The 15325-nt window shown below is 61.9% G+C and carries 12 protein-coding genes; 11 read left to right on the forward strand and 1 reads right to left on the reverse strand.

Features of this window, described 5'->3' with window-relative positions:
• Positions 1 to 96: 96 nt before the first annotated feature.
• The 6 genes from KZH41_RS13265 to KZH41_RS13290 all read left to right on the forward strand — a co-directional run bounded on the left by KZH41_RS13265 (position 97) and on the right by KZH41_RS13290 (position 7405).
• Positions 97 to 1002 carry a hypothetical protein gene (locus tag KZH41_RS13265; RefSeq protein WP_094952503.1) on the forward strand — a complete coding sequence of 302 codons (906 nt, stop codon included), beginning with the start codon at positions 97 to 99 and terminating at the stop codon, positions 1000 to 1002.
• A gap of 148 nt (positions 1003 to 1150) precedes the next feature.
• Entirely contained in the window at positions 1151 to 1378 is a 228-nt protein-coding gene (locus tag KZH41_RS13270) for a hypothetical protein (RefSeq protein WP_263274958.1), read from the forward strand.
• A gap of 27 nt (positions 1379 to 1405) precedes the next feature.
• Entirely contained in the window at positions 1406 to 1744 is a 339-nt protein-coding gene (locus KZH41_RS13275) for a hypothetical protein (protein WP_263274959.1), read from the forward strand.
• Positions 1745 to 1840: 96 nt separating this feature from the next.
• Complete coding sequence (locus tag KZH41_RS13280; RefSeq protein ID WP_263274960.1) at positions 1841 to 3079, forward strand: TolC family protein; 1239 nt, start codon at positions 1841 to 1843, stop codon at positions 3077 to 3079.
• Complete coding sequence (locus KZH41_RS13285) at positions 3072 to 4298, forward strand: efflux RND transporter periplasmic adaptor subunit (protein WP_263274961.1); 1227 nt, start codon at positions 3072 to 3074, stop codon at positions 4296 to 4298. Before KZH41_RS13280 ends, KZH41_RS13285 begins: the two co-directional genes overlap by 8 nt.
• Positions 4295 to 7405, forward strand: coding sequence for an efflux RND transporter permease subunit (locus KZH41_RS13290; RefSeq protein ID WP_263274962.1), 3111 nt, complete (start codon positions 4295 to 4297; stop codon positions 7403 to 7405). The genes KZH41_RS13285 and KZH41_RS13290 overlap by 4 nt, the downstream gene beginning before the upstream one ends.
• A 53-nt stretch (positions 7406 to 7458) precedes the next feature.
• On the opposite strand, the gene KZH41_RS13295 is transcribed toward KZH41_RS13290, so the two are convergent.
• Entirely contained in the window at positions 7459 to 8367 is a 909-nt protein-coding gene (locus tag KZH41_RS13295; RefSeq protein ID WP_017136418.1) for a MurR/RpiR family transcriptional regulator, read from the reverse strand.
• A gap of 285 nt (positions 8368 to 8652) precedes the next feature.
• Between KZH41_RS13295 and KZH41_RS13300 the strand changes: the two genes are divergently transcribed.
• The 5 genes from KZH41_RS13300 to iolD all read left to right on the forward strand — a co-directional run bounded on the left by KZH41_RS13300 (position 8653) and on the right by iolD (position 15316).
• Positions 8653 to 10590 carry a bifunctional 5-dehydro-2-deoxygluconokinase/5-dehydro-2-deoxyphosphogluconate aldolase gene (locus KZH41_RS13300; protein WP_263274963.1) on the forward strand — a complete coding sequence of 646 codons (1938 nt, stop codon included), beginning with the start codon at positions 8653 to 8655 and terminating at the stop codon, positions 10588 to 10590.
• A gap of 182 nt (positions 10591 to 10772) precedes the next feature.
• A complete protein-coding gene (gene iolE, locus KZH41_RS13305; protein ID WP_094952508.1) occupies positions 10773 to 11660 on the forward strand; it encodes a myo-inosose-2 dehydratase in 888 nt (295 codons plus the stop codon).
• 3 nt (positions 11661 to 11663) lie between these two features.
• Positions 11664 to 12452 carry a 5-deoxy-glucuronate isomerase gene (gene iolB / locus KZH41_RS13310; protein ID WP_242155765.1) on the forward strand — a complete coding sequence of 263 codons (789 nt, stop codon included), beginning with the start codon at positions 11664 to 11666 and terminating at the stop codon, positions 12450 to 12452.
• 22 nt (positions 12453 to 12474) lie between these two features.
• Positions 12475 to 13296 (forward strand): TIM barrel protein, encoded by an 822-nt coding sequence (locus KZH41_RS13315; RefSeq protein ID WP_263274964.1) that lies wholly within the window; start codon positions 12475 to 12477, stop codon positions 13294 to 13296.
• Positions 13297 to 13384: 88 nt separating this feature from the next.
• Positions 13385 to 15316, forward strand: a complete 1932-nt coding sequence (gene iolD / locus KZH41_RS13320; protein WP_094952522.1) for a 3D-(3,5/4)-trihydroxycyclohexane-1,2-dione acylhydrolase (decyclizing) — start codon at positions 13385 to 13387, stop codon at positions 15314 to 15316.
• Positions 15317 to 15325 lie beyond the last annotated feature (9 nt).

The raw sequence follows: 15325 nt of genomic DNA on the forward strand, positions 1-15325 counted from the left end.
TGTAACGAGTTTATTTTTTATGCGGACTGGCATGCTGCCTGCACTGTCCCTTTTGAGAGTTGTAACACTATTTTTCCTGCTGGGAGCAAAACAACAATGATCACATCCTCATCCACGCTGCAAGAGTCGAGCACGCACTCCGGGGTTTCCTGGGGGGCGATTTTTGCCGGTGCCGCCGCTGCGGCTGCGCTGTCGCTTATCCTGGTGCTGCTGGGCTTCGGCCTGGGTTTTTCGGCGGTGTCGCCGTGGGCCGACAGCGGCATCAGCGCCAAGGGGCTTGGCATTTCCACGATTGTTTGGCTGGCATTTACCCAGATCGTCGCGTCGGGGCTGGGCGGGTATATCGCCGGTCGTTTGCGCGTGAAGTGGGCCAATATGCATGGCGATGAGGTGTACTTTCGCGACACCGCCCATGGTTTCCTCGCGTGGGCAGTGGCCACGCTGGTGACCGCAGTGTTGGTGGTCGGTTCGGTCAGCAGCGTAGTCAGCGGCGGCGTTAAAGCCGGTGCAGGTGTCGCGGCCGGTGCTGCCAGTGGCTTGACCCAGGCTGCCGGCAGCGCAGCCAAAGGCGCCAACAGTGGCGACTTTGACTATTACGTCGACAGCCTGTTTCGTGACGACCGCCCAGCTGCCGTCAGCGATGACGCTGTGCATGGCGTAGTGGCACGCATCTTCACCCGCACCCTGAGCAACGACGGCCAACTGGCCCCTGAAGACCGTACTTACCTCGCCCAGTTGATCAGCCAGCGCACCAACCTCAGCCAGGCCGATGCTCAAGCGCGGATCGACAAGGTCTACGCCGACGCGCGCAAAGCCATCGAAGACGCCAAATTGAAAGCCAAACAGGCCGCCGATACTGCTGCGAAGGTGGCGGCTTATACCTCGCTGTGGACCTTTATTGCGCTGTTGATCGGTGCGTTCTTCGCCAGCTTCGCTGCAACCTTCGGCGGCCGTCGCCGGGATGCCGTGGTGTACGTCGAAACTGAAAACTACGTTCGTTAATTAAGGAGAACAACATGCGCTCATTACTGCTTTGGTTCCTCGGCGTACCTATCCCGGTCATCATCCTGATCGCGATCTTCATGCACTAAACCTGAGCCTGGCTCGGTCCCTTGTGGGAGCGGCGCAGTGTCAGCCGGATGATTGCAGGGTGAGCGGTCAGCAAGCCGGGTTGCATTGTGTGTTGTGGCTGCTGGCCGGTGTCGAGGAAAGCGAATTCTGCACTCGCGCCGCCGTTGGGCTGACGCTACAGCCGCTGGGCAAGTTTTGTGTGGGTGTGAGCCTGCTGCCTACAGTGATCATCGGCTATACCGCGCTGACCCTGGCGCAGATCCGTTATCACGGCCGAGTGCTCGCGCAATTATTAATAGCGGCTTAACGCGCGCTTGGCTAGACTCGCGCCTCTATGAGCCGCCTTCTGCGTTTAATCCTGGTCATACTGTTAAGCCTCACGCTTCCCCTGACTGGGATGGCGGGTGTGCCGTCGAGCAGCGAGCCTTGCCCGATGAAGATGTCGGACATGCAGATGATGACCGACATGGCCCCGGACTGCTGCCAGGACGGCGCCGACCATGGCAAGGCCTGCAAACCCGGCCAGGAATGCAAGACCGGCAGCCTGCTGCAACTGTCCATGCCGGTGCTCAAGGCCCCGCTGACCCTGGCCCATCCGCTGGTTGCCGGTCTCTCCTCTGATTTCATCCCCGACCGCACGCCGTCCGGCGTCTGGCGCCCACCCCGTTCCTGATTCCTGTCGCACCTGAAGACTCATCCCGTATTCGGGATGGCCTTGCTGTGGGCCGCGTAAAGCGGAACGCAGTCGAACAGATCAGGAATCTTCACCATGAATTCCCTCTACTTGCGCGCTCTGGTGGTGGGCGTGCTGACATGGCCCGCGCAGGCCTCTGCGCTGACCCTGGATGACGCCTTACGCCTGGCGCAAAACAACGCACCTTCGTTGACCGCTGAGACGGCCAAGCTGCACGCGGCTACCCAAGCCGCCATTCCGGCCGGCGAACTGCCCGACCCGAAACTGGTGGTGGGCCTGCAGAATTTCCCCGTCGGCGGGCCCAATCGCGGCACGTTGTATGGCGATGACATGACCGAGCAGATGATCGGCATCCAGCAACAGGTGCCCAGCCGAGACAAACGCAAGGCCCGTATTGAGCTGGCCGATGCGACGGTAGAACGGGCGGCGGCTGAGGGCCGCATCGAACGCCTCAACGTGCGTCAAGCCACCGCCCAGGCGTGGATTCGCGCGTTCGCAGTGGAGCGCAAAGAGGCGTTGTTCAAAGACTTCTACCAACAGAATCGCCTGTTGCAAGACAGCGTGAGGGCGCAGGTGGCCGGTGGCCGTGGGCAGGCCGCTGATACGGTTATTCCCAAGCAGGAAGCCGCAGAACTGGCCGAACGCGAAGATGAATTGACCCAACAACGGGCCCAGGCTCGCGCCGCCCTCAAACGCTGGATCGGCCCGGCCGCTAATGAAGCGCCCAGCGGCCAGTTGCCCAACTGGACCTTCGACAGTCACGGTTTGAGCCACAACCTGCATCAACATCCCGAGTTGCAAGCCTTCGTGCCGCGTACCCGCGAAGCGCAAGCGCGTTTGCAGGACGCCAAGGCGCAGAAGACTTCGGATTGGAGTTGGGAAGTGGACTACCAACACCGCGGCCGCGAATACGGCGATATGGTCAGCCTGCAATTGAGCTTCGACCTACCGATTTTCCCCGGCCGTCGGCAAACCCCGGGCATTGCCGCCAAACAGGCTGAGCTGGACCAACTCGACGCTGAACGCGAAGCCGCCACCCGTGAACATACCCAGCTGCTCGATGACGATTTGGCGGTTTACCAACGCCTGGACCGTGCCGTGCAACGCGGCCAGGACAGCCTGGTGCCGCTGGCGCAAGAGAAGGTAGCCCTGAGCCTCGCCAGTTATCGCGCGGGTAAGGGCGACTTGATGAGTGTGGTCAGCGCCCGCCGCGAGCTGGTCGAAGCCCGCTTCAAACAGCTGGAAGCCATCGAACAGCGCGCCTTGATCGGCGCCCAGCTGTACTTCGCCTATTGGGAGCCCACCCATGAATAATCGAATCGCGGCAGTGCTGTTGTCTCTTGGCCTGGGCGCGGGCTACGGGCTGGCGCAGTTGCAGCCGGGCGCGCCTGAACCGGCCAAAAACGACAAGCAGGCCCTGTACTGGTACGACCCGATGTTCCCGCAACAGAAATTCGACAAGCCCGGCAAGTCGCCTTTCATGGACATGCAGTTGGTGCCGCGTTACGCCGAGGGTGCCTCTGCTGGCACGCCCAGTGTGCAGATCGACCCACGCCAGACGCAGAACATCGGCGTACGCCTGGCGACGGTCAGCCGTGGCGTGATGACCTCCACCCTGGACCTGTCCGGCATCCTCGCCTTCAACGAGCGCGATGTCGCCGTGGTGCAAGCGCGGGTCGGCGGGTTTGTCGAACGGGTCTACGCGCGGGCGCCGGGGGATGTGCTCAAGGCCGGCGCGCCGTTGGCGGACATTCTGGTGCCGGAATGGGCCGCAGCCCAGGAAGAATTCCTCGCCCTGCGTCATACCGCTGACAGTGGTTTATTGGCGGCTGCCCGCCAACGCCTGCGCTTGAGTGGCATGCCTACCGGGCTGATCACCCAGATGGAACGCAGCGGCCAGGTGCAGTCGGTGTTGACCGTCACCACGCCGTTGGGCGGCGCGCTGCAAACCCTGGACGTGCGCGAAGGCATGACCGTAGCGGCGGGGCAGACCCTGGCACGGGTCAATGGCTTGGATCAGGTGTGGTTGCAGGTCGCTGTGCCCCAGGCTCAAGGCGCGGCGTTGGCCGTGGGGCAACGCGTGGCGGCGCAGTTTGTCGGGTTGCCGGGCAAAACGGTCAACGCCAGCGTCAGCGCGATCCTGCCGGCCAACGCCATCGACAGCCGCACCGTGCAGGTTCGCGTCGAACTGCCCAACGCCGACGGCAGTTTGCGCCCCGGGATGACCGCCCAGGTGCGCCTGGCACAAACCAGCGGGCAAGCGGTGTTGCAGGTGCCCAGCGAAGCGTTGATCCGCACCGGCAAGCGCGTGTTGGTGATGCTGGCCGAGGAAGGCGGGCACTTTCGACCGCTGGAAGTCGAGGTGGGCGCCGAGAACCAGGACCAGACCGTGATCCGCAGCGGCTTGCAGGAAGGCCAGCAGGTGGTCGCGTCCGGTCAATTTTTGCTGGACTCTGAAGCAAGTTTGCGCGGATTAGTATCGCCAGCGTCCGGCACTTTTGAAATGAGCATGCAGCCCGGAGCTCAGCCATGATCGCCTTGCTGATTCGTTGGTCGGTGGCCAACCGTTTTCTGGTACTGCTCGCCACGCTGTTCATCACTGCGTGGGGCGTCTGGGCCGTGCAAAACACGCCGGTCGATGCCTTGCCGGACCTCTCGGATGTGCAGGTGATCATCCGCACGCCGTACCCGGGCCAGGCGCCGCAGATTGTCGAAAACCAGGTCACCTACCCAATGACCACCACCATGCTTTCGGTGCCGGGGGCGAAGACCGTGCGCGGTTTTTCGTTCTTTGGCGACAGCTATGTTTACGTGCTGTTTGACGAAGGCACCGACCTGTATTGGGCGCGTTCGCGGGTGCTGGAATACCTCAGCCAGTTGCAGGCGCGGCTGCCGGCGTCGGCTAAACCGGCGCTGGGGCCGGACGCCACCGGGGTTGGCTGGATTTATCAATACGCGCTGGTGGATCGCACGGGGCGGCACGACCTGGCGCAGTTACGCGCGCTGCAGGACTGGTTTCTCAAGTTCGAACTCAAGACCCTGCCGAATGTGGCGGAAGTCGCGACCATCGGCGGCCAGGTCAAGCAGTACCAGGTGCAGCTTGACCCGCTGGCCCTTGCCAGTCGTGGCATCACCCAGGCGCAAGTGGCGGACGCCATCGGCAAGGCCAACCAGGAAACTGGCGGTTCGGTACTGAATATGGGCGAGTCCGAGTACATGCTGCGCGCGTCCGGTTACTTGAAAACGCTCAACGATTTCCGCGCTATTCCACTGCGCCTCGACAGCAACAATGTGCCGGTCACCCTCGGCGATGTAGCAACGATTCAACTCGGCCCGGACTTGCGCCGGGGCATCAGTGAACTCGACGGCGAAGGTGAGGCGGTCGGCGGTGTGGTGATCCTGCGCAGCGGCAAAAATGCCCGTGAAGCCATCGCTGCAGTCAAAACCAAGCTGGAGCAACTGAAAAGCAGCCTGCCGCCCGGCGTGGAAATCGTCGCCACCTACGACCGCAGCAAACTGATCGACCGCGCGGTGGACAACCTCAGCCACAAGCTGCTGGAGGAGTTCCTGGTGGTGGCGCTGGTGTGCGGGATTTTCCTCTGGCATCTGCGCTCATCGCTGGTGGCGATCATCTCGCTGCCGGTGGGCGTGTTGATCGCGTTTATTGTCATGCGCTACCAAGGGATCAACGCCAACATCATGTCGCTGGGCGGCATCGCGATTGCCATCGGCGCGATGGTGGATGCGGCCGTGGTGATGATCGAAAATGCCCACAAGAAAATCGAAGCCTGGCACTACGCCAATCCAGGGCGAGATTTAAAGGGCGACGCGCATTGGAAGGTGGTGACCGATGCCGCAGTGGAAGTCGGGCCGGCGCTGTTTTTCTGCCTGTTGATCATCACCCTGTCGTTTATCCCGGTGTTCACCTTGCAAGCGCAGGAGGGCCGGCTGTTCGGCCCGCTGGCGTATACCAAAACCTACGCCATGGCGGCGGCGGCCGGGTTGTCGGTGACCCTAGTCCCGGTCTTGATGGGCTATTGGATTCGCGGGCGTATCCCTGACGAGCAACGCAACCCGCTCAATCGCGGCCTGATCAGGCTCTATCAACCGGCCCTCGACGCGGTGCTACGTTGGCCACGCGCGACCTTGCTGGTGTCGCTGTTGATGGTCGCCAGCGTGCTGTGGCCGTTGTCGAAACTGGGCGGTGAGTTCCTGCCACCGCTGGATGAAGGCGACTTGCTCTACATGCCTTCGGCGCTACCGGGGCTGTCGACGCAAACCGCGGGTGAACTGCTACAGCGCACGGATCGCCTGATCAAAAGTGTGCCGGAAGTCGCCCATGTGTTCGGCAAGGCCGGTCGCGCCGAAACCGCTACCGACCCGGCGCCACTGGAGATGTTCGAGACCACGATCGAATTCAAGCCCCGGGACCAATGGCGCGCGGGTATGACCCCGGACAAACTGGTCAAAGAGTTGGACCGCACGGTGCAGGTGCCGGGCCTGACCAACATCTGGATTCCACCGATCCGCAACCGCATCGACATGCTCGCCACTGGGGTGAAAAGCCCGATTGGCGTGAAAGTCGCAGGCTTAAGCCTGATGCAGATCGACGCGGTGACCCAGGCCGTGGAGAAGGTCGCCAAGGGGGTGCCCGGCGTGAGTTCGGCGTTGGCTGAAAGGCTGACCGGCGGGCGCTATATCGACGTGGACATCGACCGTGCAGCCGCAGCACAGTACGGGCTGAACATTGCCGATGTGCAGTCGATTGTGTCGGGAGCGATTGGCGGCGAAACCATTGGCGAGACCGTTGAAGGCCTGGCGCGTTTCCCCATCAGCCTGCGCTACCCGAAGGCTTGGCGCGACTCGGTAACTGCTTTGGAAAACCTGCCGATCTATACACCGCAAGGCAGCCAGATCACCCTCGGCACGGTGGCCAGGCTCAGGGTCAGTGACGGCCCGCCAATGCTCAAGAGTGAAAACGCACGGCCTTCGGGCTGGGTCTACATCGACGTGCGCGACCGCGACTTGGCGTCGGTGGTCAAAGACCTGCGTGAAGCAATCAACCAGCAGGTGCAACTGCAACCGGGCATGAACCTCAGTTATTCGGGGCAGTTCGAGTTCCTGGAACGCGCCAATGAACGCCTGAAGCTGGTAGTGCCGGCGACGTTGTTGATCATCTTTGTCTTGCTGTACCTGACCTTCCGCCGTGTGGACGAGGCGTTGCTGATCATCGCCACGCTGCCCTTTGCGCTGACGGGAGGCGTGTGGTTGCTGTACTGGCTGGGTTTCAACTTATCGGTGGCCACGGGCGTGGGCTTTATCGCGTTGGCGGGTGTGTCGGCGGAGTTCGGCGTGATCATGCTGCTGTACCTGAAAAACGCCTGGGCGGCGCGCAAGGACGGCGACCTTTTGGCCGCCATCACCGAAGGCGCAGTACTGCGCGTGCGCCCCAAAGCCATGACCGTGGCCGTGATCATCGCCGGCTTGCTCCCGATTCTGCTGGGCGGCGGCACCGGCAGCGAAGTCATGAGCCGCATCGCCGCGCCGATGATCGGCGGCATGCTCACCGCGCCGTTGCTATCACTCTTCGTAATCCCAGCCGCCTACAAACTGCTACGCCGCCCCAAAACCAGGCACTGAGCAAACTGTAGGAACTGGCTTTATGTGGGAGCGGGCTTGTCAGTGTCATCCGGTCAGTCGTCGAACCCCACCTGCTCATGAATCTCATCGACCTTCAACTCCAACCGATACGCCACCGCAATAAACAGTGCCTGGCACAGGCACAACGTGGCGCTCAACGAGCGAAACGCAAACGACGACCCCTCATTCACTAACAGCACCGCGTTCGCCCGCTTGGCCAGGGGCGACAGGTTGCTGTCGGTAATGATCAAGGTCTTGGCCTGATGATGCTGGGCAATCCGCAAGCAGTGCTGAGTCTCTTTGCCATACGGCGTAAAGCTGATCGCAATCACCAGGTCATTGGCGCGCACGCTGCGCATCTGCTCGCGATAACTGCCGCCCAAACCGGAAATCAGATGGATGCGCTTGTTGGTGTGCTGCAGGTTGTAGACCAGGTAATCGGCCACCGCGAAGGAGCGGCGCACACCGACCACGTAGATATTGTCGGCGTTAACCACCAGGTCCACGGCTTTCTCGAAGGCCACATCATCCAGCTCCAGCCCCAGGCGTTCGATGCCGGAGAGGGTCGCGTTCACGCACTCGCGCGCCAGGTCACCGCCGCTGGCCTTCTGCGACTTGTTGGCGATCATGCTGCGGATACGCTGCTGGTAGTTCTGCACCGGCGTGGTCTTGTGGGTGTAGGCCTCGCGAAACAGCGCCTGCATTTCACTGAACCCACTGAAACCGAAGCGCTGGGAAAACCGCACGATGGCCGAGGGGTGCACTTCGCATTCGCGGGCGATGTCGCTGATGCGGTCGACCATGATCCGGTCGCTCTGCTGGCTCATGTAGCTGGCGATGCGCTTGAGCTGGCGCGGCAGGCTCTCGTATTCGTCGGTGATCAGCTGCAACAGGCGCTCGGCATTGATCGGAGGGCTGGCGATAGTGTCTTCCAGGGTGGTCTCGGGATCGGTGCGGGACATGGGTAATCCTTCTGGCGTGTTCTTCTGAGGCGCTGATGGGTGGGCGCAAGTCTACAGGGTAGGCGCAAAAAAATACCCCGACATCACGGCGGCCGTGGCCTGCTGAAACGATGCAGGACGGCTGGCATGCTATTATGCTGGCTTATTGGAAAAAATATTCCACTAAAAATAATTATGGAATAAATATTGATTGCGGCCGCCGGACGTTCTAGTCTGCTTGCACCAAGAGCGTGTGCCGTCACCACGGCGGCACCACGCAGGCTGATAAAAATAACAGGAGCCAGCATGGGCCAGACTCGTTTTGCCAGTGGGCGTCAATTGGATCTGATTTGCCTCGGGCGCCTGGGCGTCGACCTCTATGCACAGCAAGTCGGTGCGCGGCTTGAGGACGTGTCCAGCTTTGCCAAGTACCTCGGCGGGTCCTCCGCCAATATCGCCTTCGGCACCGCGCGGCTGGGGCTCAAGTCAGCAATGCTGAGCCGGGTAGGGGACGACCATATGGGCCGTTTCCTGGTGGAGTCCTTGGCCCGCGAAGGCTGTGATGTCAGAGGCATCAAGGTCGACCCGGAACGCCTCACCGCCCTGGTGCTGTTGGGCCTCAAGGACCGCGAAACCTTCCCACTGGTGTTCTACCGCGAAAACTGTGCCGACATGGCCTTGCGCGCCGAAGACATCAGCGAAGCCTTTATTGCCTCCAGCAAAGCCTTGCTGATCACCGGCACGCATTTCTCCACCGACAGCGTGTACGAGGCCAGCATTCAGGCCCTGGATTACGCGGCCAAGCACAACGTCCAGCGCGTACTGGATATCGACTACCGCCCGGTGCTGTGGGGCCTGGCGGGCAAGGCGGATGGCGAAACACGGTTTGTTGCCGACCAGAACGTCAGCCAGCACGTGCAGAAAATCCTGCCTCGTTTTGATTTGATCGTCGGCACCGAAGAAGAGTTTTTGATCGCCGGCGGCAGTGAAGATTTGCTCACCGCGCTGCGCACCGTACGGGACCTGACCCCGGCAACCCTGGTGGTCAAGCTCGGTCCGCAGGGCTGCACGGTGATCCACGGCGCAATTGCGGCGCGGCTGGAAGACGGCGCAATCTACCCCGGCGTGCGCGTTGAAGTCCTCAACGTGCTGGGGGCCGGCGATGCGTTCATGTCGGGCTTCCTCAGCGGCTGGCTCAAGGATGCCAGCGACGAACGTTGCAGCCAGTTGGCCAATGCCTGCGGGGGCCTGGTGGTGTCCCGCCACGCCTGCGCACCGGCCATGCCTACACCTGCCGAACTGGATTACCTGCTCAACAGCCCGGTGCCTATCACCCGGCCCGATCAAGACGTAACCCTGCAACGCCTGCACCGCGTCACGGTGCCGCGCAAAGCCTGGAAGCAGCTGTTCGTGTTTGCCTTCGATCATCGCTGGCAACTGGTGGACCTGGCGCAAAAAGGCGGCCAGGACACGGCACGTATCAGCGACATCAAGCAGCTGTTTATCCAAGCCATCGAACGCGTCGAGGGCAAACTGCGCGAGCAAGGTGTCGACGCCGATGTGGGCCTGTTGGCCGATCAGCGCTTCGGCCAGGACGCGCTCAACGCCGCCAGTGGTCGCGGCTGGTGGATTGCCCGCCCGGTAGAAGTGCAGAACTCGCGCCCGCTGGCGTTCGAGCACGGCCGTTCGGTGGGCAGCAACCTGATCGCCTGGCCCCAAGAACAGATCATCAAGTGCCTGGTGCAATACCACCCCGATGACGAGCCGATGCTGCGCCTGGAACAGGAAGCGCAACTCAAAGCGGTGTACGAGGCCTCGTTGGTCAGCGGCCATGAGCTGCTGCTGGAAGTCATCCCGCCCAAGGATCACCCGTCGACCTATCCTGATGTGCTCTATCGCAGCCTCAAGCGCCTGTACAACCTGGGCATCTACCCGGCGTGGTGGAAGATCGAGGCGCAGTCGGCCGAGGATTGGAAAAAGCTCGATGAGCTGATCCAGGAACGTGACCCGTACTGCCGTGGCGTAGTGCTGCTGGGCCTGAACGCCTCGGCCGAGTTTCTCGCCGACGGCTTCCAGCAAGCCAGCCAAAGCACTACCTGCCGGGGGTTCGCCGTGGGCCGCACGATTTTCCAGGAACCCAGCCGCGCGTGGATGGCGGGGGAAATTGATGATGAAACCCTGATCCAGCAGGTGCAGGGTACATTCGAACAGCTCATCAACGCCTGGCGCAGCGCCCGAACCTAAACACAGTCTTCAACTTGAAATGCAATCCAATGTGGGAGCTGCTTTTTGTGGGAGCCGGGCTTGCCCGCGATGCAGGCGACTCGGTCCACCTGCCAAGCCGATGTGATGCTATCGCAGGCAAGCCAGCTCCCACATAAAGCCAGACCTCAGTGATAGCTGAAAAACAACAAAAAGGTGCAGCCATGCCCGCAATCCGAATTGGCATCAACCCGATCTCCTGGAGCAACGACGACCTGCCGGCCCTGGGCGGTGAAACGCCCTTGAGCACCGCCCTGGGCGAAGGCAAGGAGATCGGCTACGAAGGTTTTGAACTCAACGGCAAATTCCCCAAGGACGCCAAAGGCGTCGGCGATGTGCTGCGCCCCTATGACCTGGCGCTGGTCTCCGGCTGGTACTCCAGCCGCCTGGCGCGGCGCTCGGTGGCGGAAGAAATCGAGGCCATCGCTGGCCACGTCGAGCTGCTGAAGCTCAACGGCGCCAAGGTGCTGGTCTACGGCGAAGTCGCCGATTCGATCCAGGGCGCCAAGGTGCGCCTGATCGAGCGCCCGCGTTTCCATAGCGAACACGCCTGGCAGGACTACGCCGATAAACTCACGGAGTTGGCGCGCTTCACCTTGTCCCAAGGCGTGCGCCTGGCCTACCACCATCACATGGGCGCCTACGTCGAATCCCCCGAAGACATTGACCAGCTTATGAAACGAACGGGCCCGGAAGTCGGCCTGCTGTTCGATTCGGGCCACTGCTACATGGGCGGCGGCGAACCCATCGAGGTGCTGCGCAAACACATCGAGCGCATCTGCCACGTGCATTTCAAGGACGTGCGCAAACCGGTGGTGCAACTGGCGCGCAACCAGATGTGGAGCTTTCCCGACTGCATTGTCAACGGCACCTTCACCGTGCCCGGCGATGGCGATATCGACTTTGGCGAGCTGCTCGATGTGCTGCTGGCGGCCCACTACGAGGGCTGGCTGGTGGTGGAGGCCGAGCAGGACCCGGCCGTGGCGCCCAGCTATATCTATGCGAAAAAGGGCTATGACACCTTGCGCGCGCTGCTCAACGAGAGGACTTAAGTGATGAGCCTGTTGGTCAAAAGCAGCAAACGCGGGCAAACCATGGTCGCCCTGGAAGAAGGGCGCCTGGAGTACGTAGGCTTTGCCGCCTACCGCCTGAGCCTCGGTGAAACCCTGCCGGTCACGGCCGGTGATCAGGAGTTGTGCCTGGTTCTGCTCAGCGGCCGGGTAAATATCGAAGGCGAGGGTTTCAACTGGCAGAACCTCGGTGATCGCCAGTCGGTATTCGAAGACAAATCACCCTTCGCCGCCTACCTGCCGCCAGGCACCGATGCGCAGATCACGGCCTTGAGCGATGTGCAAATCGCTGTCTGCGCCGCGCCGGGAGCGGCCGGTTTTGCACCGCGCCTGATCCGCCCCGAGCAATGCAAGCGCAGTGTGCGCGGCAAAGGCGCCAACACCCGTTATGTGTGCGACATCCTGCCTGACAGCGAGCCGGCCCATTCGCTGCTAGTGGTGGAAGTGCGCACGCCGTCGGGGCACTCCTCGAGCTACCCGCCGCACAAGCACGACACCGACGACCTGCCGCACCAGAGTTTTCTTGAAGAAACCTACTACCACCAGATCAACCCGCCCCAGGGCTTCGTGTTCCAGCGGGTGTACACCGACGATCGCAGCATCGACCAGGCCATGGCCGTGGAAAACAGCGACTTGGTGGTGGTGCCCAAGGGTTATCACCCGGTCAGCGTGCCGTACGGCTACGAGTCTTATTACCTGAACGTGATGGCCGGTCCCAAGCGTGCCTGGCATTTCCATAACGACCCACAGCACAGCTGGCTGCTGGACCTGTAACCGGTTTGAACGGAGAACAATAATGAAGTCGCCGTTACGTTTTGCCCTTAACCGCATGGTCGCGCCCAACCTTTCCCTGCCGGATTTCATTCAGTTGGCGGCGGCCCTGAAGTGCGATGCCATCGAGATTCGCAACGACCTCAAAGGCAACGAAATCGAATACGGCACCCCGGCCAGCCGCGTGCGCGAGTTGTGCGAGGTGCAGGGCATCACGGTGCTGTCGATCAACGCGCTGTACCCGTTTGACGTGTGGAATGACGAGCGCCGCGCCCAGGCGATCAAACTCGCGACTTATGCCCGTGAATGCGGGGCCCAAGGCTTGGTGATGTGCCCGCTCAATGAGTGCGGCGATACGCGCAACGAAGCCCAGCGCGCGGCCGGTTTGCGCACCGCGCTGAGTGAGTTGGCGCCGATCCTGCGCGGATACGGGCTTCTGGGCTTTATCGAGCCGCTGGGTTTCGAAGGCTCTGCGCTGCGCCGCAAGCGTGTGGCGGTGGACGCGATCCAGTCCATCGGCGGCCTGGATGTGTTCCGCCTGGTGCACGACACCTTTCACCATCACCTGGCCGGCGAGCAGGCGTTCTTCCCGCAGCTGACCGGCCTGGTGCATATCTCCGGCGTCGAAGATGCCGCAGTACCGCTCAACTCCATTCGTGACGGCCACCGCGTGCTGGTGGGCGAGGGCGATATCCTCGGCAATGCCGCGCAGATCGACACCTTGCTCAGCACTGGGTACGGCGGCTACCTGTCGTTCGAACCGTTTGCCGAGAGCGTGCATGGCCTAGCCGACATCCAGCAAGCCATTGGGGCAAGCATCGCCCATTTACAAAAAAACCGGACCTGACGCCGATCAACCTGTGGGAGCTGGCTTGCCTGCTCCCACATTAAATCTCTGTTGATCAATGGATCTGCATTTACTCAAGGTGCAAGTGATGACCACAACAAGATTGACCATGGCCCAGGCCCTGGTGAAGTTTCTGGATAACCAATACATCGAAGTCGATGGCGTGCAGAGCAAGTTTGTCGCCGGGGTTTTTACCATTTTCGGCCACGGCAACGTGCTCGGCCTGGGCCAGGCGCTGGAGCAGGACAGCGGCGACCTGGTGGTGCATCAAGGTCGCAATGAGCAGGGCATGGCCCACGCTGCCATCGGCTTTGCCAAGCAGCACCTGCGCCGCAAGATCTATGCGTGCACCGCCTCCGTAGGCCCGGGCGCGGCGAATATGCTCACCGCCGCTGCAACCGCCACCGCCAACCGTATTCCGTTATTGCTGTTGCCCGGCGATGTCTACGCCAGCCGCCAGCCTGACCCGGTGCTGCAGCAGATTGAGCAGTTTCATGACCTGAGCATCAGCACCAACGATGCCTTCCGTTCCGTGAGCAAATACTGGGACCGCATCAACCGCCCCGAGCAACTGATGACGGCGGCGATCCACGCCATGCGCGTGCTCACCGACCCGGCGGAAACCGGCGCCGTCACCTTGGCCTTGCCGCAGGATGTGCAAGCCGAAGCCTGGGACTATCCCGACTACTTCCTGCAAAAACGTGTGCACCGTATCGAGCGGCGTCCGGCGACCAAAGCGATGATCGCTGACGCGGTGGCCGCCTTTCGGGGCAAGCGCAAGCCGCTGATCATCTGTGGCGGCGGGGTCAAGTACTCCGGCGCGAATGCCGCGCTGCAGGCGTTTGCCGAACGCTTTGATATTCCCTTCGCTGAGACCCAGGCGGGCAAGAGCGCGGTGCTGTCCAGCCATCCGCTGAACGTCGGCGGCATAGGTGAAACCGGCTGCCTGGCGGCCAACCTGCTGGCGCCCGAAGCGGACCTGATCATCGGTATCGGCACGCGTTACACCGACTTCACCACCTCATCGAAGTCGCTGTTCAAGCACCCCGAGGTGAAGTTCCTCAACCTGAATATTAGCCCTTGCGACGCCTTGAAACTCGACGGTGTACAAGTGCTGGCGGACGCACACGTCGCCCTTGAGGCGCTGGCGGATGCCTTGGGCGACTACCGCGCCGGCTGGGGCGAGCAGATCCGCGACGCCAAGGCGCAGTTGGATGCGGAAGTGGACCGCGTGCATCAGGTTCAATACCAGGGCGACGACTTTGTGCCCGAGGTCGATGACCACCTGGACCGCGCGGTGCTGCGCGAATTTATCGAACTGACCGGCTCGTGCCTGACCCAGAGCCGCGTACTTGGCGTGCTCAATGCCAGCCTGGCCGATGACGCGATCATCGTTGCCGCCGCTGGCAGCCTGCCCGGTGACTTGCAGCGCAGCTGGCGCAGTAAGGGCGTCAACACCTACCACGTCGAGTACGGCTATTCGTGCATGGGCTACGAGATCAATGCCGCCCTCGGCGTGAAGCTGGCCGAACCGTCTAAAGAGGTTTACGCCTTGGTCGGCGATGGCTCCTACATGATGCTGCACTCGGAGCTGGCTACCTCGATCCAAGAGCGGCGCAAGATCAACGTGGTGCTGCTCGACAACATGGCCTTCGGTTGCATCAACAACCTGCAGATCGGCAATGGCATGGGCAGTTTCGGCACCGAATTCCGCTTCCGCGACCCCGAGAGCGGCAAGCTTGACGGCGGCCTGGTACCGGTGGATTTCGCCATGAGCGCGGCGGCCTATGGTTGCAAGACTTACAAAGTCAGCACCGTGGAGCAACTCGACGCGGCCCTGGCCGATGCGCGCACGCAAACGGTGTCGACGCTGATTGATATCAAGGTACTGCCCAAGACCATGATTCACGGCTACCTGTCGTGGTGGCGGGTGGGTGTGGCCCAGGTGTCCACCAGTGAACGCACGAATGCTGCGGCGAAAAAACTCAATGAACAGCTGGCGAAAGCCCGGCAGTACTAATAACAAGAG

It is taken from the genome of Pseudomonas sp. YeP6b, assembly GCF_025642995.1.
Taxonomy (GTDB): domain Bacteria; phylum Pseudomonadota; class Gammaproteobacteria; order Pseudomonadales; family Pseudomonadaceae; genus Aquipseudomonas.